The 19,877-nt window shown below is 37.9% G+C and carries 19 protein-coding genes; 8 read left to right on the forward strand and 11 right to left on the reverse strand.

Annotated elements, in window-relative coordinates; all coding sequences use genetic code 11:
• Positions 1–7 precede the first annotated feature (7 nt).
• Genes GGQ60_RS15410 through GGQ60_RS15420 form a run of 3 tightly spaced genes read left to right on the forward strand, consistent with a single transcriptional unit; the run spans position 8 to position 2,830 of the window.
• Positions 8–1,174 (forward strand): glycosyltransferase, encoded by a 1,167-nt coding sequence (locus tag GGQ60_RS15410; protein ID WP_183766059.1) that lies wholly within the window; start codon positions 8–10, stop codon positions 1,172–1,174.
• A 20-nt stretch (positions 1,175–1,194) separates the two neighbouring features.
• Entirely contained in the window at positions 1,195–2,022 is an 828-nt protein-coding gene (locus tag GGQ60_RS15415; protein ID WP_183766060.1) for a glycosyltransferase family 2 protein, read from the forward strand.
• Position 2,023: 1 nt separating this feature from the next.
• Positions 2,024–2,830: a DUF5672 family protein gene (locus GGQ60_RS15420; RefSeq protein WP_183766061.1), complete on the forward strand. Its 807-nt coding sequence runs from the start codon at positions 2,024–2,026 to the stop codon at positions 2,828–2,830.
• On the opposite strand, the gene GGQ60_RS15425 is transcribed toward GGQ60_RS15420, so the two are convergent.
• Positions 2,827–3,693: a glycosyltransferase gene (locus GGQ60_RS15425; RefSeq protein ID WP_183766062.1), complete on the reverse strand. Its 867-nt coding sequence runs from the start codon at positions 3,691–3,693 to the stop codon at positions 2,827–2,829. The two genes, GGQ60_RS15420 and GGQ60_RS15425, sit on opposite strands and share 4 nt — an antisense overlap.
• A 77-nt stretch (positions 3,694–3,770) precedes the next feature.
• Here GGQ60_RS15425 and GGQ60_RS15430 point away from each other — a divergent pair, with 77 nt between their 5' ends.
• From GGQ60_RS15430 to GGQ60_RS15440, 3 genes are read left to right on the forward strand one after another with little or no spacing between them, the layout of a single operon-like run.
• On the forward strand, positions 3,771–4,688 hold the full coding sequence (locus GGQ60_RS15430; protein ID WP_183766063.1) for a glycosyl transferase family 90: 918 nt from the start codon (positions 3,771–3,773) through the stop codon (positions 4,686–4,688).
• Positions 4,685–5,803 carry a UDP-galactopyranose mutase gene (glf, locus tag GGQ60_RS15435; protein WP_183766064.1) on the forward strand — a complete coding sequence of 373 codons (1,119 nt, stop codon included), beginning with the start codon at positions 4,685–4,687 and terminating at the stop codon, positions 5,801–5,803. Before GGQ60_RS15430 ends, glf begins: the two co-directional genes overlap by 4 nt.
• A complete protein-coding gene (locus GGQ60_RS15440) occupies positions 5,796–6,608 on the forward strand; it encodes a DUF4422 domain-containing protein (protein WP_183766065.1) in 813 nt (270 codons plus the stop codon). The genes glf and GGQ60_RS15440 overlap by 8 nt, the downstream gene beginning before the upstream one ends.
• Here the strand turns inward: GGQ60_RS15440 and GGQ60_RS15445 are convergent, their stop codons facing one another.
• From GGQ60_RS15445 to GGQ60_RS15470, 6 genes are all read right to left on the reverse strand, one after another.
• Positions 6,609–7,697, reverse strand: coding sequence for an acyltransferase family protein (locus tag GGQ60_RS15445; RefSeq protein WP_183766066.1), 1,089 nt, complete (start codon positions 7,695–7,697; stop codon positions 6,609–6,611).
• Positions 7,698–7,943: 246 nt separating this feature from the next.
• On the reverse strand, positions 7,944–9,176 hold the full coding sequence (locus GGQ60_RS15450) for an ATP-binding protein (protein ID WP_183766068.1): 1,233 nt from the start codon (positions 9,174–9,176) through the stop codon (positions 7,944–7,946).
• Positions 9,177–9,346: 170 nt separating this feature from the next.
• The gene (infB, locus tag GGQ60_RS15455; protein ID WP_183766070.1) at positions 9,347–12,409 is read right to left on the reverse strand and encodes a translation initiation factor IF-2; all 3,063 of its coding nucleotides are present in this window, start codon (positions 12,407–12,409) and stop codon (positions 9,347–9,349) included.
• 61 nt (positions 12,410–12,470) lie between these two features.
• A complete protein-coding gene (gene nusA, locus GGQ60_RS15460) occupies positions 12,471–13,715 on the reverse strand; it encodes a transcription termination factor NusA (RefSeq protein WP_183766072.1) in 1,245 nt (414 codons plus the stop codon).
• Between the two features lie 2 nt (positions 13,716–13,717).
• Positions 13,718–14,182 (reverse strand): ribosome assembly cofactor RimP, encoded by a 465-nt coding sequence (gene rimP / locus GGQ60_RS15465; RefSeq protein ID WP_183766074.1) that lies wholly within the window; start codon positions 14,180–14,182, stop codon positions 13,718–13,720.
• Positions 14,183–14,303: 121 nt separating this feature from the next.
• Positions 14,304–14,735 (reverse strand): hypothetical protein, encoded by a 432-nt coding sequence (locus GGQ60_RS15470; protein ID WP_183766076.1) that lies wholly within the window; start codon positions 14,733–14,735, stop codon positions 14,304–14,306.
• A gap of 18 nt (positions 14,736–14,753) precedes the next feature.
• Between GGQ60_RS15470 and GGQ60_RS15475 the strand changes: the two genes are divergently transcribed.
• Positions 14,754–15,098: a phage holin family protein gene (locus GGQ60_RS15475; protein ID WP_183766078.1), complete on the forward strand. Its 345-nt coding sequence runs from the start codon at positions 14,754–14,756 to the stop codon at positions 15,096–15,098.
• A gap of 67 nt (positions 15,099–15,165) precedes the next feature.
• On the opposite strand, the gene GGQ60_RS15480 is transcribed toward GGQ60_RS15475, so the two are convergent.
• The 3 genes from GGQ60_RS15480 to panD all read right to left on the reverse strand — a co-directional run bounded on the left by GGQ60_RS15480 (position 15,166) and on the right by panD (position 17,947).
• On the reverse strand, positions 15,166–16,305 hold the full coding sequence (locus GGQ60_RS15480; RefSeq protein ID WP_183766080.1) for an acyl-CoA dehydrogenase: 1,140 nt from the start codon (positions 16,303–16,305) through the stop codon (positions 15,166–15,168).
• Positions 16,306–16,600: 295 nt separating this feature from the next.
• Complete coding sequence (locus tag GGQ60_RS15485; RefSeq protein WP_183766082.1) at positions 16,601–17,593, reverse strand: lysylphosphatidylglycerol synthase transmembrane domain-containing protein; 993 nt, start codon at positions 17,591–17,593, stop codon at positions 16,601–16,603.
• 3 nt (positions 17,594–17,596) lie between these two features.
• Complete coding sequence (gene panD, locus GGQ60_RS15490; protein WP_090769374.1) at positions 17,597–17,947, reverse strand: aspartate 1-decarboxylase; 351 nt, start codon at positions 17,945–17,947, stop codon at positions 17,597–17,599.
• Positions 17,948–18,293: 346 nt separating this feature from the next.
• On the opposite strand from panD, the gene GGQ60_RS15495 reads away from it, so the two are divergent.
• On the forward strand, positions 18,294–18,827 hold the full coding sequence (locus GGQ60_RS15495; RefSeq protein ID WP_183766084.1) for a hypothetical protein: 534 nt from the start codon (positions 18,294–18,296) through the stop codon (positions 18,825–18,827).
• A gap of 68 nt (positions 18,828–18,895) precedes the next feature.
• Here the strand turns inward: GGQ60_RS15495 and panC are convergent, their stop codons facing one another.
• A complete protein-coding gene (gene panC / locus GGQ60_RS15500; RefSeq protein WP_183766086.1) occupies positions 18,896–19,741 on the reverse strand; it encodes a pantoate--beta-alanine ligase in 846 nt (281 codons plus the stop codon).
• Positions 19,742–19,877: the final 136 nt, after the last annotated feature.

Consider the following 19,877-nt stretch of genomic DNA (forward strand, 5'->3'; position numbering starts at 1 on the left):
ATATCGGATGAAAAAAGTATTATTTTTTATGCCCGATAACCCGTTAAAAAAAAATGCGGGAAATAGAACCAGGGCCTTAAGTATGCTGGATTACTTCAAATCAAGAAATTTCGAGATTGATTTTGTAAGCGAATACTACACTGGGCAATGGAATGCATCAGATATTCAGGCATTTGAACAATCTGGCCTGGCAGATAAGACCTATGTGATCAAAAAAAAGCCTTCTAAAAAAAATATCCTCTTTTACCTGTTATTTTATAAGTTACCCAATTTTTTTTACCAGAACAAAGCCTGGTTTTTTCCGCTTAATTTTCCCGAACTGGTTACCTTGAGATTTAAGCGGGCTTTTAAAAAAATCCTGGAAAGCAAGGATTACGATTATATCTTCATCAATTATGCAAGCTGGGCCACACTGGTTGAGGATAACCCACTTGCAAAAAAACCGGTAAAAATAATCGATACGCACGATTTTATAACTGCCCAGCTTCAAAGAAAAGTAAATATCGGAAGTTCTTTTAAAGAAGAGATCCGCAGGATTTCATTATTTGATATTGCTTTGGCCATTTCTGTAGAAGAGCAATATATCTTTAGTCAGTTCTGTAAAAACAAGGTCGCACTTGCCCCCATGATGCTGGATAAGCCGGAGAACCGTCATTCTACTGAAGAGAAACCGTTTGATCTGATCTATGTGGCTTCCGATAACATACACAATCAAAAATCGGCCACCTGGTTTTTTAACAAGGTATACCCATTATTACCTGGCAATATACACATATGCATTATAGGGCAGATCAATAAGCATCTATCCGTTAAGGCACCCAATATTATTGCGGTAAACTTTGCTGAAGATTTATCAACTTATTATCAAAAGGCAAAAGTAGCCTTATGCCCAATGTTAACCGGCACCGGAACCAAAATAAAAGTGGTAGAGGCACTATCTTATGGCCTGCCCGTGGTATGTAATACGAGGGGCATTGATGGCTTGATCGACAAAACAAACAATGGTTGTTTAGTTAGCGATGATCCTGTCCAGTTTAAGAACAATATCCTCAGGTTATTAACTGATGATGCAACATATCAACAAGAGGCAAAAAATGCAGCCGCAGCTTTTAACCTCAACTATGAAAAAGAACAGTGCTTTAAGAATCTTGACACCGTTTTTGGTATAGTTTAATCACTCAAAATAAAATTTCTATGATGAGTAAAAAATTATCAATTATAACTATCAATTACAACAATAAGGCAGGGCTGGAAAAAACAGTTCAAAGCGTAGCAAACCAAACTTGGCAAGACTTTGAGTTTATCGTTATTGATGGAAATAGTTCGGACGGTAGCAAAGATGTTCTTAACGCCCACTCTTCATTTTTTAGCTATGCTGTATCTGAACCTGACAGCGGTATATATAATGCCATGAATAAGGGCATTAAGATTTCAACAGGTGATTATTTAATGTTTTTAAATAGTGGAGATGCTTTAATTGATAATACTATTTTAGAGAAATTGAATGCGGAATTAAATGGTCAATATGATATTTACTATGGTGATATCCTACAGGTAGATGGTATAAAACAAGAGATTCGCACTTTCCCAAAAAAGTTAAATTTTGCTTTTTTTTATGAACAAAACATCTCACATCAGGCAAGTTTTATTCGAGCTAAGCTGTTTAAGGATATTTTCTTATATAATGAAAATTTCAAAATCGTATCGGATTGGGAATTCTTCACTTATGCAATTTGTAAACGCGAGGCTTCATATAAGCACTTAGATTGCATAATTGTAACTTATGATGGAACTGGGATATCCGCAAATTCACAAAATCATCCGGAAATCAATAAAGAAAGAGAAGCTTCTTTGAACAGATATTTTCCAGAATTTGTCAAGGACTATGAATATTTGAAAGAGATAAAATTTAAAAAGGCAGAACAATTTATGCATATAAAAAAGTATCCGATCGCCTACAAAATTTTGAAAGCCTTCATGAATATTATACTGTTATTTTTGCCAAAATTCAATAGAAGCTAAAATGAATAGTTCTTGCGTTATTGTAATACCAATTTATAAATCCGAGCTTTCAATTTACGAAAAGATAGCATTGGCTCAATGTGGAAAGTTACTGTCTGACTACGATATTGTAATACTTAAACCAGATGACCTGGAAATATCGAATATACAGATAGCATTTTCTTATAGTGAAGTGTCTTTCCCAAGCTTTTATTTTAAAAGCGTGTTTAGTTACAACGATTTAATGCTTTCGGAACTCTTTTATGAGAAATTCTTGAATTACAACTATCTGCTTATCTACCAATTGGATGCTTTCGTATTTAAAAATGAATTAGCATATTGGTGCAGCTTGGGTTATGATTATATAGGTGCGCCATGGTTGAGAGAAAAAGAATTTCCAACTTTATTTAAAAGAACTAAAGAGAAACTTAGGTCGTACCTGCATAGGAGATATAATCTACTTGATAAACAAGGTAGGCCTGACATTGAACGACAATTGTACAATTACGTCGGCAATGGAGGCTTTTCTTTGAGAAAAGTTGAATCCTTTTATAATGTTTGTATCCAGGAAAAAGAACTCATAGAAAATTATATTGGTAGGAAAAGCAGCGACTATAATGAGGACATGTTCTGGACCGTAGAAGTGAATCGAAAGAAAAAAAGAATAAAGATTCCTACTTATAAAAAGGCATTGAACTTTTCTATTGAAACAGCTCCGCAAAGGGCAATGGCTTTACTTAAAGGAAATATGCCTTTTGGTTGTCATGCATGGGACAAAAACATTCATTTTTGGAAACCGTACTTTAAACAAGCAGGTTACCAGATTTAACTACGCCAAATTTCTTTATTTAACATTAAAAACAAGCTAAAGTTGTTTTTAAGTTTACTTCGCCAAAATATTTTGAATATTTCTATCTTTTTATATCCAGTTATTTTCATCTGCTTTAGAAAGAATTTAAGTGAATGTTTTTCAGCAAAGAAAATTTCTTTTTTTGATAACCCTTCTACATCTATCGGTAAATCAGCTACCCATTTTTCATGTAATTTTAATGTTTCCTCTACCCAGGTTTTACCATAATTTCCTTCTGAGAAATGTTCTAATAATACCTGAAAAGTTACAACTGCACGGTATGTTTTTTGTACTTGAAGTGAAAAATCGAGATCATAACAGTGAAACTTTTTAAATGTTTCCTCATCAAACTTATGAACTTTAACGATTTCTTTTTTTGTACAGAACCAAACGCCATCTACCACAACTACACTCGAATATTTTTCATTTTTTACATTTTGAGAAATGTGTTGTGTTTTCTCTTCGCTAAATTTATAGCGTTGAAGAATATTAATATAATTGATTTTTTTTTCACCTGCGCTGCAAAACCATCCAGACGGAACTTGAGTTTTATAACTGCTCCCGGCTATGCCAATCAGTCCTATTTTCTGATCTTCATTAAAAATAGCTGCAACAATACTACCCCAGTCTTTCGTTCTAATACTGATATCCTCGTGCATATAGCAAAGTAGCTCATATTTGGCCCGCTTTGCTCCTTCATTGTAAATTTCGCATAATCCACGTTTCCCATCAGCATTATCAAAACTGATAATTTCATGATCTACTCCTATGGTTGCAGCAATGTTCTCCTTTATATCAGAAAGCTGATCTTTATTTACGGAGGCTATAATTATTGATATCATCTCCTTCAAAAATAAAATAAAAAACAGTACCTATTGTAGAAAATCAGATACCTTTGCATCCAAATTTATAATTCGATATGGGTTTAACCTCGTTTCTTTATAAGAAGATCGACAAAATAAGCATTAGCCGTAAGTTTCTGGAAAAAAAGTACAGAAACCTATGGCCACATGTAGAACTCGTAAAAAAGAATGGTTTTACGGCAGTTAACCTAGTAGGCAAGAGTCAGACCAGGGGACAAGCTACAGCCAAGATTTTGCTCGACTGCCTTAAAGAACTGGTTACGGATAAGGAACTGTACTTTAAATTTTTCATCAATGATAAACCTGCAGGCGGATACGAAGATGATTCTTTTTATTATTGCATAGACGACGATCAAAAGCAGGATTTTCTGATCCCTGATTTTGCCTTTGAAAGTTGGAAAGAAGCAGGGATTAACAGTTTTTCAAATACAGTGGCAGAAATTGAGGCCAAAGGAAAAGAAACCTGGCTCGACCCACGTATATTTTGGGCCGGAAATGTCAAAACCAATATGATAAGGGAGAAATTGATAGAAATCGGAAATCAGGCCCCCGAGATTTTTGACTTTTATAATACCTACGTGGATGATTATTTTATCCATAAAAAGGATGTTCCATATTTTACCCTGCCCCAACATACACAGTATAAATATTTAATCGATGTAGAAGGAAATAGCTATTCTGCCCGCCTAAAATTTCTTTTTTACAGCCAGAGGGTTATATTTTTACAGGAAAGGAAATGGAAAGAATACTTTCATTACGATTTAAAGCCCTACGAGCATTATATCCCTGTAAAGAACGACCTGAGCGATCTGGTAAATCAATATTACCAGATTGAGAAAGATCCCATGCTTTATAAACAGATTACGGAGAACGCATTAAAATTTGCCCATGAGAAGCTCACATACCAATGCGCAGTTGCCAAAATGAGATCTGCTATCGAAAACAGAATCAATAAGCCACAATATAATAAATGAAAAGTGAGAAAAAATATGATTATTTAATTGTTGGTTCTGGACTTTTTGGTGCCACTTTTGCACACGAGATGACCAAAGCTGGCAAAAAATGCCTTGTTATTGATAAAAGGGATCATACAGGAGGCAATATTCACTGTAAAAAAATAGAGGATATAAATGTGCACTGGTATGGTGCCCATATTTTTCATACGAATGATAAGTTTTTATGGGACTTTGTCAACCAGTTTACTGATTTTAACCGCTATACTAATTCGCCCATAGCCAATTACAAGGGAGAACTGTATAACCTGCCGTTCAACATGAACACCTTTTATTCACTTTGGGGAACAAAAACTCCGAAAGAGGCTAAGGAAGAAATTGCCAGACAGATTAAACATCTGAATATTGGGGAACCACAAAACCTGGAAGAGCAGGCCTTAAAACTTGTAGGTACAGATATTTATGAAAAGTTGATCAAACATTACACCGAAAAACAATGGGGAAAAAAAGCAACGGCACTGCCTGCCTTTATCATTAAACGTCTTCCTGTTAGGTTTACCTACGATAATAATTATTTTAACGATAAATACCAAGGAATTCCCATTGGTGGATTTAACAAGGTAATAGATGGTTTATTAGCTGGCTGTGACCTAAGATTAAATACCGATTTTTTTGACAATAAATCTGAATGGCTAAATGCGGCAGAAAAAATTGTATACACCGGAAAGATAGATGCTTATTACGATTACCGTTTTGGTGAGCTTGAGTATAGAAGCTTAAGGTATGAGCTGGAAGTTCATGATACCGAAAACTACCAGGGCAATGCTGTGATGAATTTTACAGATGCAGAAACCCCTTATACCCGTGTATATGAACATAAGCATTTTGAATTTGGTACGCAGCCTAAAACGGTAATTACAAAAGAATATCCAGTAAAAGATGCCCAGAATGCAGAGCCCTATTACCCCGTAAACGACGAGAAAAATATGCATATCCTGAAAAAATACCAGGATTTGGCCTCAAAAGAAGAAAAAGTGATTTTCGGAGGCCGGCTGGCTGAATACCGCTATTATGATATGCACCAGGTAATTGCCTCGGCGCTGTTAAAATCGAAAAATGAATTAAAAAATGAGTAGTTCGGACTTAAAAATATTCTCCGTTTTCCACAAGGAGTACCCTATTCCTGTGTGCGATTACATTGTGCCGATACAGGTAGGTAAAGGAAGCTCAGGCATTGATCTGGGTTTTATAGCCGATAATACCGGAGACCATATAGCGAATAAGAACAGTACTTACAGTGAGCTTACTGCTTTGTACTGGATATGGAAAAATCTCGAAAGCTTCGACTGTAAATGGGTTGGATTGAGCCATTACCGTAGGTATTTTATCGTTCCCGAAACCATTGTTAAAAAGAAACTGCTTCTGACCAAGATAATAACCGATGAGCGGCCAGTTTATGAAAAAGAGCTTAGCCAGGAAACGCTAGATTTTATTGCTTCTGATAAGGTAAAAAATGCATTATTGGAAAAATTGATGGCTAATAAAATAATTGTGCCAACAGCATTACCATTGCGTATTGATATGACGTGCAGGTGCTCAATCAAAAACCATTATATCTTTTATCATATTAAGGAAGATTGGTATTTAATGAGGGATGTAGTTACACAGATGTACCCCAACCAAACGCAATCTTTTGACGACTTTTTTAACAGTAGGGATATGATGTACTGCTGTAATATGTTTATTGCAGATAAAAACACATTTTCAGATTATTGTGCCTGGCTATTCCCCATCCTGTCAGAGTTGGAGAAAGTGGTTAAATTAAGCGAATACCCATATCAACGCCGAATTTTCGGTTTCTTTTCAGAACGTTTGTTAAATTTTTACCTTTACCAGAAAAAAGCAGAATTGGCGGAGTTTCCGTCACTATACTTAATATAATTATCCACCCACGGTCCATTTTAGCCTTGTCTTCAACAACAGTCTTGTCAAAAAGAAACTCAGGCCATAAACCAATGTAAAACGCAATATTGAGTATAAAATATTCTCGGTTACCGTAAAAGTGGTGGTATTCCACTTATTCCATTTAAAAATTTCTGGCATTAGCCTGATAATCAGAATCTGATGCAGCAGATAAATACCAAATGTGGTTTTGCGGGGCTCGAGGTTTTTGTCGATAAATTTCACACTGCCCATCTTTAATAGCAACACAAACATGCTTAGCGAATAAAGGATATTTGAGATACGCAGCGTATTATACTCATCCTTCGATCCATGTTTAGCCAGGTAGATCACCTCCAGGCAGGACAAGAGAAAAAACAGCACATTGACTATAGCAACATAGGACCATTTTATTTTTTTAATATAGCTCATTACCTGCTCGTAATACCGGTTGAGGTATACGCCAAGCCACAAATAGAACACAAAACCGAACAGGGCTGCCGAATGATGTGTTACAAACCATTCAAAATAGAGGTTAACACTATATACCAAAGAAACTGCAGCCCATATCAATCCAAACCAAAGCTTATATAAATGTTTTTTAAAAATCAACAGAATGCTTATACAGATGAGAAAATTTAGGATAAACCAAAAGCTACTTTCAAATAGAATATACCTAAATTCTTCAGTAAAATAAGCGAGCGGACTGGTTAAAAAAACGGCATCACCTCCCCTTGATGCAATTATGATCCGCTGTATCAGGGTTGCAATTACCAGGAAAAATATCCAGAACAACCAGGGTTTAATCGTGTTTTTAAATCTGCGAACCAGATATTGCCCCGGTGTGTATTCTGTAAATTTATAATTGATCAGAAACCCACCAATCAGAAAAAAGGCAATTGTGGCAAACTTCCAAAACTGCATGGTAACCACCTGTAACCAGGTATCCCCAATGGCCGAATATTTTATTCCCCACAATACCGCTGAGTGTTCGAAGACAATGCCAAACATAGAAATGCACCTTATTGTATCAACAAAATCAAAATTCTTTTTCTCTGGTGTTGTCTGCTGGTTTATAACTGTATTCATTTAATGCGTTTGGTAGATGAACAGGCAAATATCCGTTAAAAAAAAGAGTCCTGAATTAATTTGGAACTCTTTTAACATTTATGTACGTAAAATATTACAGGAACAATATGACCATTTTATTATAACAGATAACTTTAACATACTAGTTAGCGCTACTAAATTATTTAATCTGATTTTAAGCAGAGCAAGATAATTTTACTTTACAAAGCACATAAATATTTAGTGGATTAATATTTCGGTAGCAAGCTATAATCTAATGGCCTCTATTCCTCCTTCTTTGGTAATTATCTTACAGACACATTTCAAGTTAAAATTGGGATAGGCCTCTGCAAATTTCTTGTACTTGTTAGGTTTAAACTGAGCATCGTTATATTTAACCTCGTAAGCAGGGCCTGTTTTTAATTGTTCTTCTACTACAAAATCAACTTCGTTACCATCGGCAGTACGCCAAAAATGCAAGCTATCAGCATCGTATAACTGTCTTAATCTACAGTATGTATAATTTTCTAATAATTCGCCTTTATCTGCTCTATCGGCTAACTTCGAAAAGTTATTTAACAAGGCATTACGCAAGCCGTTATCGTTAAAATAAACCTTTGGCATTTTGGTTAATTCTTTACGCACGTTACCATAAAAAGGAGACAATAATTGTACAATATAGGTTTTCTGCATCAGGTAGATATAATTTTCTACCGTAGAACTGGCCATCTGCAGGGTATTTCCCAACTCATGGTTATTTACGAGATTCCCAGTCTGATCGGCCAACAGCCTAGCCAGTTGAAAAAATTTGAGTTCTTCTTTAATACCGGCTTCCAAGGCGTCCTTCTTCATATAACTGTTTACTAGCTCCTTAAGCATTTCCTGCTTTTCCTGCTCGGTACCTGCTAAAACAACAGCCGGATAACCACCATAAACCAGGTATTCATCAAACAAAGCATTTATACGACTGAATTGAAGTCCTTGATAGGCAGGCCTTCTGGTCATCTGTTCCCACTCAGTGATTAAGCCATCCTCACCTTTAAAATGGAGAAATTCATCAAAAGCCAAAGGGAAAAATTCAAATACCTTTTTCCTGCCCGCCAGGCTATCCTTAAAACTTTTATCGATATAAAAGGCACTGCTCCCTGTTGCAATAATTTTTAGTTTTGGCGAATATTTATCATACAGCAGCTTTAAAAAATTACTAGGATCTTTTGCATACTGCACCTCATCGATGATAATGTACAAGCGCTTATCTACCGGTACGTCAGCCGGTAATAAGGTATAATTGAATATATTTTCTGCATGCTTGTTTACAGCCTCTAAAATGGCAGGATCTTCGAAAGTTAAGAAATAGACAAACTCATTATCATTCTGCAACTGCGCTGCCAGCTGTTTAACAAGTGTGGTTTTACCGATCTGCCTTGGTCCTATCAAAATGGTGTGCTGGGGCTTAGCTAGGTGATTTTTGAGAGATTTTAATGCCGTTGACCTTTCCATAAAATAAATCTTAAATGCAAATATCGATATTTTTAAGACAAAAAACTAAAATTATCAGATATTTTTAATATACAAACTTAAAATTATCTGATAATTTTAACATGAATAATTTAACAGCATAAAAAAAAGTGGCCATTTCGGGCCACTTTAAATTTTATATTATTAAGATATTATAGCTTTCTAGCTACTTCTACCTGTTCGTAAGCTTCTACGATATCGCCCACTTCGATGTTGTTAAAGTTCTGGATATTTAAACCACACTCGTAACCTTTGGCTACTTCTTTTACATCATCTTTGAAGCGTTTTAACGAAGCCAATTCACCGGTATAAATTACCACACCGTCACGCACTACACGGATTTTGCTGTTACGGGTAATTTTACCATCCAGTACCATACAACCTGCAATGGTACCCACTTTAGTGATTTTGAAGGTTTCGCGGATCTCCACATTAGCCACGATTTTCTCTTCAAATTCTGGATCCAGCATACCCTCCATTGCCGATTTAATCTCGTTGATGGCATCGTAAATGATAGAATATAGACGGATATCGATTTGCTCAGCTTCTGCCAGTTTACGTGCACCTGTTGATGGACGAACCTGGAAACCGATAATAATCGCATCTGAAGCCGAAGCTAATAATACATCGGATTCTGAAATCTGACCAACACCTTTGCTGATCACATTGATCTGAATCTGCTCGGTAGATAATTTCAGTAATGAATCTGATAAGGCTTCGATAGAACCATCCACATCACCTTTAACGATAATGTTAAGCTCTTTAAAGTTACCGATTGCCAAACGACGGCCAATTTCATCCAAAGTAATGTGTTTCTGCGTACGCAAGCCCTGTTCGCGCTGTAACTGCATCCGTTTGTTTGCAATATCACGGGCTTCGGTTTCACTTTCTAAAGCATTAAATCGATCACCTGCTGTAGGAGCACCCTGCATACCCAAAACCTGTACCGGTTGTGATGGGCCTGCCGAATCTACTTTAGCACCACGCTCATTGGTTAACGCTTTTACACGTCCGCTATAGCTACCCGCTAAAATCGGATCTCCAACTTTTAAGGTACCGCCCTGAACAAGTACCGTAGTTACAATACCACGTCCTTTATCTAATGCCGATTCGATTACCGTACCTGTAGCACGCTTGTTAGGATTGGCTTTCAATTCCAACAACTCAGCCTCTAATAATACTTTATCTAAAAGTAAATCAACATTTAAGCCGCTTTTGCTCGAAATTTCCTGTGATTGATATTTACCACCCCAGTCTTCAACCAAAATGTTCATTACTGATAATTGCTCACGTACTTTATCTGCGTTTGCACCTGGTTTATCCACTTTAGTGAAAGCGAATACCAACGGTACACCTGCAGCCTGTGCGTGGTTAATTGCCTCTTTTGTTTGAGGCATCACGGCATCATCCGCAGCGATTACAATAATGGCAATATCGGCAGCCTTAGCACCACGTGCACGCATCGCAGTAAAAGCTTCGTGACCCGGAGTATCCAAGAATGTTACTTTTTTACCAGAAGGAGTCGTTACCATATAGGCACCAATGTGCTGGGTAATACCTCCCGCCTCACCAGCTACTACGTTGGCTTTACGGATATAATCCAGCAATGAGGTTTTACCATGATCTACGTGCCCCATAATCGTAACCACCGGAGCCCTTTCGATTAAATCTTCTTCGTTATCTTCTTCCTCAATTACATTATCTTCTTCTTCATCCGGTTTAACGAATTGGATTTCGTAACCAAACTCATCTGCAACAATGGTTAAGGTTTCAGCATCCAAACGCTGGTTAATAGAAACGAACATACCTAAACTCATACAGGTTCCAATAATTTTGGTTACCGGTACATCCATCATGTTCGCTAACTCATTAGCCGTAACAAATTCTGTTACTTTTAATATTTTCGATTGCGATTCAAGCTCATTTGCAGCCTCTTCAGCATTAGATGCAACATCATCACGTTTCTGACGGCGTAATTTAGCACGCTGTGCAAACTTACCTGATTTACCGGCACCACTTAAACGGGCAAGTGTTGCCTTAATCTGATCTTGAATTTCCTTTTCAGTAGGTTCCTCTTTAGGTCCGCTTGGTGCGGCATTTCTATTTTGGAAACCTGGCCTGTTATTGTTATTATTTCTATTTCCTTGGTAAGGGGTTCCACCTTGTCCGGCTGGTTTGTTACCCTGGTATGGTGTACCACCTGGTCTGTTGCCTTGATAAGGCTGACGAGGCTGTCCTGGTGCACCTCCCTGACCCTGACCTGCAGGATTATTTTGTCCTTGCTGGCCTTGACCACCGTGTTGACCTGGGGCTCCCGGAGTTTTTTTACGTTTACGCTTACGTTTTGCGGCCTCGCTATCGCTAGACGAAGCAACCGGACCGTTTCTGCGGTCTGGTGAGGTTGGCAAATCAATTTTACCAATAATATTCGGACCAGATAATTTAACGGTACGTGCTTTAATTACCTCCGGTTCATTATTTGCCGGTCTTGCATCAGCAGGTTTCTCTTCCGCTTTAGGTTGCTCAACTGGTTTTACAGGCTCAATTGTTTTAACTACCGGTGTTTCAGTAACTGGTGTTGATGCAGAAGGAACTTCTTCCTTTCTAGCCTCAACCGGTTTTTCTTCCACTTTAGGTTGTTCAACCGGCTTTACAGGTTCTGGTGATTTAACCGCTGGTTGTTCTACAACCGGTGCTGATGCAGCAGGTGTTTCTTCTTTCTTAGCCGGGCGTGTTTTCGGGTTAAGATCATTTAAATCTATCTTTCCTACAATTTTAACCCCTGGCAACCCGGTTTCTTCCGCCTTGGTTTCCTTTACCGGCTCTACTGCTGCCGCAGGTGCAGGTGTATCTGCCTTAGGGCTTTCTGTTACCTTTGGCTTTTCTACCGGAGGATTAAATGATTGAGCATTTTTAATTAAAATCTCTTCATTTTTCTCAAAATCGGCATTTTTTTTCGGCGCTTCTACTGGCTTTTCAGTCTCAGGCTCATCACGACGTATTTTACCAATCACTATTTGTTTGGCTTCTTCTCTTACGATCTTATCTCCCTGATACTCTTTTAATAAGGCATTATACATGTCTCCCGTAAGTTTAAACATGGGACTTTTCTCGGCAGAGAACCCCTTTTTGTTTAAAAACTCAACGGCCGTACCCATGCCTATATTAAGTTCTTTAATAGCTTTAATTAAAATGATTGGTTTGTCGTCTGACATTTAGCTCCTATTATTGTTTTTATTTAATACAAAAGTAGTGTTTATTTGGCAATTACACCACTCATTCAAATTCTGACTTCAAAATTTGAATCACTTCTTTAATCGTTTCCTCTTCAAGGTCGGTGCGTTTTACCAAATCTTCAACTGTAAGGGCTAATACACTCTTAGCAGTATCGCAACCGATAGCCTTTAATTCATCAATGATCCAGCTGTCAATCTCATCTGAGAATTCTTCTAAATCAACATCCTCGTCGCTTTCTTCTCCGGCTTCGCGGTACACATCAATTTCGTAACCGGTTAATTTACCGGCCAGTTTAATGTTGTGTCCACCACGTCCAATGGCCAATGAAACCTGATCCGGTTTTAGGTAAACCGATGCATGTTTAGTTTCATCATCCAGCTTAATGGAAGTAATTTTTGCCGGGCTTAAAGCACGGGTGATGTATAATGAAATATTATTGGTGAAGTTAATCACATCAATGTTTTCGTTTTTCAATTCACGAACAATACCGTGAATGCGGGATCCTTTCATACCCACACAGGCGCCAACCGGATCGATACGGTCATCGTACGATTCAACCGCAACTTTAGCACGTTCTCCCGGCTCGCGGACAATTTTTTTAACGGTAATTAAACCATCAAAAATTTCTGGCACTTCCTGTTCAAACAGGCGCTGTAAAAATTCCGGCGCCGTTCTCGAAATAATAATTTTAGGGTTGGCATTGATCATTTCCACTTTAGAGATTACTGCTCTTACAGAATCGCCTTTTTTGAAATAATCAGCAGGAATCTGCTCTGTTTTAGGCATTAAAAGTTCGTTACCTTCATCATCTAAAACCAAGGTCTCTTTTTTCCAAACCTGGTAAACTTCACCGGTGATGATTTCACCCACCCTATCTTTATATTTTTTGAAGATTTCATCTTTCTCTAATTCCAATACTTTAGACACTAAAGTTTGGCGGGCAGCTAAAATTGCCCTACGGCCAAAACTTTCTAAAGTAATCTGTTCGATATAATCGTCGCCAACTTCTAAAGTCGGGTCAAGTTTGTGTACATCAGCAAGCTCGATCTCTAAATCATCATCTTCAGAAAACCCATCTTCCATTACTCTTCTCGTTCTCCAAATCTCCAAATCCCCATTATCAGGATTTACAATTACATCACAGTTTTCGTCTGTTCCGTATTTTTTACGCAACATGCTACGGAAAACTTCTTCCAGCACACTGATCACTGTTGGGCGATCTATATTTTTGAAATCTTTAAACTCCTGAAAAGAGTCGATCAAATTAATTGTTGTAGTACTCATTTTTACTTAAATGAAATTAACACACTTGTTTCTAATATATCATTAAACGGCACATCTGTTTGAACTGCTACCGCCTTTTTCCCTTTTTCTTTAACCGACTCTTCAATCAGTAGGTTATTTTCTGTAACCGCCAGCAGTTTTCCTTCTTTTTTCGAGCCTTCTTTCAGCTTGATGCTCACCGTACGACCAATGTTTTTATTGTATTGACGGATCAGCTTTAAAGGCTCGCCAACACCCGGCGAGGAAACTTCCAGATTATAAGCCTGCTCTATTGCATTTTCTTCTTCAAGATGAAAACCAACGTGCCTGCTTATGGCCACACAATCCTGAATATTAATCCCTTCATCACCATCAACCTGTATAATTAATTTATTGTTTGGCAACATTTTTACTTCTACCAGAAACAACTCCGGACGGTCCGCTATTTTTTCCTCAACGAGGGCCGCAACTCTCTTTTCTACCTGCATATTTTAACCTGATTTCATAGAAAAAGGGGACTGTGTCCCCTTCTCTTTTCTTCGATTACAATGCAAATGTAGGAATTTTTTAAGAAAAATCAAACACCTGTATTAATTATTATGCTGATTATTACCGTTTAAGTGTTTGTTTTTGGGGCTGTAAGTTATGCTTTGCACTGCTTGTAATGAGGTTACCAATGGTAGCAAATTTGACACCGATATAACTTTGCACCAGATAATCTTTACCTTTAATAAAGGGTTGATCCGGGTTAAATACTAGTGAGTCTCCAAGGATTTTAACTTTTCCAGTCACCTCCAATTCGTCCTGGATGCTGTCTAACTCGCCTGGTTTTATTAAAACTGAAATCAGGTTAAGTGTATCGCTCTTAGCCTGATATGCATTTTTAACCTGCAAGAGGCTTGCCTCATCAATATTTTTAATTATTATTGAGGAGCTATCTCCCGAAAACTTAATGACCGGTCTGTTGTTTCTATTCGAACAGGAAAGTGCGGATATGACAACAGCAACTACGATCAAATAGTTGAAAAAGAATTTGAACATTTACAAAAATAAACAATTATGAAATTTATTATCGAAATCCTTTTAACAGGACTGGCATTCTTCATTGGGGCGAAACTCGTACCAGGCGTAAGCATTGATGGCTACGGCAATGCAATTATCGCCTCAATATTGATTGCTCTTGCGAATGCAACCATTGGATTTATTTTAAGGTTGTTAACTTTTCCGATCAACTTCTTAACTTTAGGACTGGTATCATTTATCATCACAGTTTTAATGATTTTATTGGTTGATAACATGATGACTTCTTTTAACACCTCAGGCTTTATTGCTGCTGCATTTTTGGCCATTGTGGTAGCCCTGATCAAGGCAGTATTTAGCGCAGTAGCCGGAGAGAAAGATTAAGTTTTGATCCGGGAGTCTGTAGTCTTGAGCAGGATCGGACTCAAGACTACTGACTTTGAACTAATGACTAACGGATCACTTCTCTCGAAATCACCATTTTCTGGATCTCTGAAGTACCTTCGTAAATCTGGGTGATTTTGGCATCACGCATCAAACGCTCAACATGGTATTCCTTTACAAATCCATAACCGCCGTGTACCTGCACCGCTTCAATGGTTACATCCATGGCCACTTTTGAAGCATAAAGTTTTGCCATGGAGCCAGCCTGCGTATAAGGCAAGCCCTGATCTTTCAGCCATGCTGCTTTATACACCAATAACCTTGCTGCTTCGATTTGTGTGGCCATATCAGCCAGTTTAAAGGCAATGGCCTGGTGCTCTGAAATTGGTTTGCCGAATGACTTCCGTTCTTTTGCATATTGTGTGGCCAGCTCAAAAGCACCCTGTGCAATACCCAAAGCCTGGGCAGCGATACCGATACGGCCGCCTTCTAAAGTTTTCATCGCGAATTTAAAGCCAAAGCCATCTTCACCTATCCTATTCTCTTTGGGTACTTTTACATCATTAAACATCAAAGAATGTGTGTCCGATCCGCGGATACCCAGTTTATTTTCTTTTGGACCGACAGTAAAACCTTCCATCCCTTTTTCTACAATAAAAGCATTTATACCTTTATGCTTTAATTCGGGATGGGTTTGGGCAATAACCAGGTAAGTTGATGCCGTACTGCCGTTCGTAATCCAGTTTTTGGTGCCATTAAGTAAATAATAATCTCCTTTATCTTCTGCCGTGGTTCGTTGCGAGGTAGCATCCGATCCGGCTTCAGGCTCGGAGAGGCAAAAAGCCCCAATTTTTTCGCCTGCAGCCAATGGCTTAAGGTATTTTTCTTTTTGGGCTTCGCTCCCATATTTTTCCAGGCCATAACAAACGAGCGAATTATTTACCGATACCACTACAGAGGCAGAGGCATCGATTTTAGACAACTCTTCCATCACCAATACGTACGATATGGTATCGAGACCGCTACCGTTATATTTTGGATCAACCATCATCCCCAGGAAACCAAGTTCTCCGAGTTTTTTAACCTGCTCGGCCGGAAATTTCTGGTGTTCGTCTCGTTCAATTACTCCAGGCTTTAATTCCTGCTGCGCAAAATCGCGGGCCGCCTGTTGGATCATTAATTGCTCTTCATTTAATTCAAAATGCATAACATTTAGTATAAAGGGTTAGTAAATCAAATGTAGCATTTCTGTTCTAAATTACTATGGCTGCATAGTAAATTATTTTGAGTGATACTATTCTTAATACTATGGTGTTTGGTTTTTCCGCACAGTTATCTGGTTTTTATGGAAATTTTAAAAAGATCAAAAATCCGGAAAAAGTATAGGATTTCTATCATTATTTCGCTTCCAACAAACTGGCCTTTAGCTTGACTTATAACTTAGGAAATTCTACTTACAATGCTAAGGAAAACAAGAGGAACGAGGATGAAAACAGGGTAAATTAACTGGATTTTACCGCACCTGTTTTTTTAAACAGAATACGGCTTAAACTAAAACCGCCCAATACCAGGATGAGCAAAACCTGCGAAGAATGGATGATGGTTGAGTAGGCTAGCCCATCTTTAAACGAAATACCGTAGAGCACAAGCGATTGGGCAACCATCCAGTGGAAAACGCCTATACCACCCTGTACCGGTGCTGCCATGGCAAAGCCCGAAAACACAATTGCGGTAAATGCAGCATTAAAATGCAAACCGGCTGTGGCCTGTATGGATGAAAAAGCAAAATACATCGAGAGTGAGTAGAAGATCCAGATCCCTAGGGTATAGGTTAAGAAGATGCCTTTTTGCCTGAGCTTTCCATAAGAACCAAACCCCTGGCGCAGGCTCACAAAAATACGCAGGAATTTTTTACTGAATTTTTTCCGCAGGAAATAAACAGCTATTAAAACCGATACTGAGATGGTAATAGTGAGGCCAACGAGCCACCAATAATTTAAACTGTCCAGTTTTTTAAGAAGATTCAGATAAATGGCATCATATAAAAAATCCGAAACAATATCGTACTGTAAGGTAACCATAGCCAAACTGGTGAAGAAAAGCATCAGCACATCAAAAAGCCTTTCGGTAATTACAGTGCCTATGGAGGCAAACATGGGTACTTTTTCGGCTCTATGGATCACCGAACAACGGCCAAGCTCTCCAAAACGCGGCAATGCAAGGTTTGCAAGGTAACCGATCATTACGGCATGATAGGCATTCCAGAAACTTACTTTGTAGTGGATAGAATGATAAAGCATCTGCCAGCGCAGTGCCCGCAGTATGTGGGCAATCCAAACAGCAAAAGCAGAAGTGATTACCCAAAAATAATCGGCAGTTTTAATTTCCTGCCAGATCTTTCCTAAATCCTGACCCCGAAACGCTAAATATAGTACCCCTATCCCGATTAAAAACAGGATGATGTATTTTAGCGCTGTTTTGAGGTCGAAGGTCACAATTTATTTTAGCAAGTGGTTGTTATCATCAGGAAAAACAAGGATAGGATTGTATTTTTTGGCTTCTTCTATAGGCAATGCACCGTACGACATGATGATCAGGATATCGCCAAGCTGTGCCAAACGTGCTGTAGCACCATTTAAACAGATGGTTCCGGTGCCGCGTTCGCCCTTAATTACATACGTTTCGAAACGTGCACCATTATTATTATTTACGATCTGCACCTTTTCATTTGCAATAATGTTAGCTGCATCCATTAAATCTTCATCTATCGTAATACTGCCTACATAATTTAATTCGGCTTGTGTTACCCTAACACGGTGTATTTTCGATTTTAATATTGTAATAACCATTCGGCAAAGTTAGTAATAAAGCACTGGATGAAAAAAATGTAAAATGTAAGTGCGATGTAATATGGGAAATGGATGATAGTTAGTATAATATGTAAAACAGATAAGGGTTTATTGCTGATGATTGGACGCAGCAGGTTATGAACTACACGCCACCATCATCCACCTTACCTCTTCCAACTTATATTACTTAATAATCATATTATCAATCAGCTTTTTGAAATACTTTTTGGATAATCTTATTATTCATCTACATTTTGTTGATTAAAACGAGACAGATAAAAACCAACTAAATAACCAGTTAAAAACATATCTTTATAGTGCACTACGAAATTAAATATAAACCATTATGAAAAAAATTAAAATTATTACTTTTTCAATAATTTTTGCCCTAGTTAATATAACTACTGCAAACGCATCTATTACTAGCAGCATCGAAATTACAAGCAAATATAAATTTTCAAATCCTCCACTAATTGAAGGTTACCTCTACAGAGATAGTAGTGATGGAAAAATTTATTGGAATGTTGGTGGAGTTCTATATCATATACAAGATTATGGATCATATCAATACCTATTTTCTAACCCAGAACATTATCAATTTGAAGTTAGTAACTTTCAACAACTGATAACATTACCATTTCCATACACCGGTACATATCCTGTTGGAATTATAAGAGGGGGAGTAGACCTAGTAAATGCTGCAGGAAGTGTCTATTTAAGATTTTACGGACAGAATGGCATACATTATAAAATACCCAACCCAGCGACCATGGATAATTATCATATTAGATGGGATTCTATAATAAATGTGAATTATGTACCCGAGATTAATATCAAACCTTTTCCTTTATCAGCAAGCTATGAACGTTTTCCTAACTAAATAAATCAATAATTATCGTAGTGCACATAATTTAATCTCTAAAAGAGACATAATTGATGATGATAAATTTACCTAATAATCATATTATCAATCAGCCTGGTAGAACCTACCTTAGCTGCAACCAAAGCAACGAGGTTGTCTTCATCTTTCGATTTTGCTGGTTCAAGCGTATTGCCGTTTGCAATGGTAAAATAATCGAGGGCAACGTCTTCAACATTATCGTACAATGCTTTGGCTTTACTTTCGAGCTCAGTGAGGGTGTATTCTTCAAAGTGATCGATTACAAACTGCAGCGATTTACTCAAAACCAGCGAGTGCTTCCGGTCTTCGGGGCTTAAATGAATATTTCGGCTGCTCATGGCCAGGCCATCATCTTCCCTGATAATCGGGCAGACAATAATGGTAATGGGCAGGTTAAAATGCGCCAGCATATTCTTAATCATCAGCACCTGCTGAAAATCTTTCTGCCCAAACATGGCCACATCGGGTTCAACCGCATCAAATAGTTTTTTTACAATCTGGGTTACGCCCTGGTAATGTCCTTTCCTGAACGCGCCTTCCAGCAGAAATTCGGCATTTCCTAAATCGATGTGCCATTTTTCGTCGGCCCCCTGAGGGTACATTTCCTCCACATTTGGCATAAAAACACCATTGCAGCCGGCATCCCGCAGCATCGCCAGATCATGCTCAATCGGTCGTGGGTATTTTTCCAGGTCCTTCGGATCGGTAAACTGGGTGGGGTTAACAAAAATACTGCAGATAATGATATCGGCATGTTGCTGGGCCAGTTTTATCAACGAGATATGGCCATTATGCAGAGCGCCCATTGTAGGCACTAATGCTATTTTTTTAGCTGATGCTTTTAACGGCTGTAAAAAAGCCTTAAGCGTTGCTTTGGTTTTAAATATTTCCAATTTGGACAATCTAAATTAAAGCCGTAAAGGTGTAAATTAATCTAAACGAAACCAAACAAATGCTTGCTATATTGATAAATAGTATTATTATGCTTACCTTTGCAGCTCATTATCTTTTATTTAACTTAATATTTTC

Origin of the sequence: Pedobacter zeae, assembly GCF_014196715.1 — a bacterium.
Lineage (GTDB): Bacteria > Bacteroidota > Bacteroidia > Sphingobacteriales > Sphingobacteriaceae > Pedobacter > Pedobacter zeae.

Coding starts and splice junctions, on each gene's coding strand:
- GGQ60_RS15410 (WP_183766059.1), top strand. CDS start 8: ATGAAAAAAGTATTATTTTTTATGCCCGATAACCCGTTAAAAAAAAAT.
- GGQ60_RS15415 (WP_183766060.1), top strand. CDS start 1,195: ATGATGAGTAAAAAATTATCAATTATAACTATCAATTACAACAATAAG.
- GGQ60_RS15420 (WP_183766061.1), top strand. CDS start 2,024: ATGAATAGTTCTTGCGTTATTGTAATACCAATTTATAAATCCGAGCTT.
- GGQ60_RS15425 (WP_183766062.1), bottom strand. CDS start 3,693: ATGATATCAATAATTATAGCCTCCGTAAATAAAGATCAGCTTTCTGAT.
- GGQ60_RS15430 (WP_183766063.1), top strand. CDS start 3,771: ATGGGTTTAACCTCGTTTCTTTATAAGAAGATCGACAAAATAAGCATT.
- glf (WP_183766064.1), top strand. CDS start 4,685: ATGAAAAGTGAGAAAAAATATGATTATTTAATTGTTGGTTCTGGACTT.
- GGQ60_RS15440 (WP_183766065.1), top strand. CDS start 5,796: ATGAGTAGTTCGGACTTAAAAATATTCTCCGTTTTCCACAAGGAGTAC.
- GGQ60_RS15445 (WP_183766066.1), bottom strand. CDS start 7,697: ATGAATACAGTTATAAACCAGCAGACAACACCAGAGAAAAAGAATTTT.
- GGQ60_RS15450 (WP_183766068.1), bottom strand. CDS start 9,176: ATGGAAAGGTCAACGGCATTAAAATCTCTCAAAAATCACCTAGCTAAG.
- infB (WP_183766070.1), bottom strand. CDS start 12,409: ATGTCAGACGACAAACCAATCATTTTAATTAAAGCTATTAAAGAACTT.
- nusA (WP_183766072.1), bottom strand. CDS start 13,715: ATGAGTACTACAACAATTAATTTGATCGACTCTTTTCAGGAGTTTAAA.
- rimP (WP_183766074.1), bottom strand. CDS start 14,182: ATGCAGGTAGAAAAGAGAGTTGCGGCCCTCGTTGAGGAAAAAATAGCG.
- GGQ60_RS15470 (WP_183766076.1), bottom strand. CDS start 14,735: ATGTTCAAATTCTTTTTCAACTATTTGATCGTAGTTGCTGTTGTCATA.
- GGQ60_RS15475 (WP_183766078.1), top strand. CDS start 14,754: ATGAAATTTATTATCGAAATCCTTTTAACAGGACTGGCATTCTTCATT.
- GGQ60_RS15480 (WP_183766080.1), bottom strand. CDS start 16,305: ATGCATTTTGAATTAAATGAAGAGCAATTAATGATCCAACAGGCGGCC.
- panD (WP_090769374.1), bottom strand. CDS start 17,947: ATGGTTATTACAATATTAAAATCGAAAATACACCGTGTTAGGGTAACA.
- GGQ60_RS15495 (WP_183766084.1), top strand. CDS start 18,294: ATGAAAAAAATTAAAATTATTACTTTTTCAATAATTTTTGCCCTAGTT.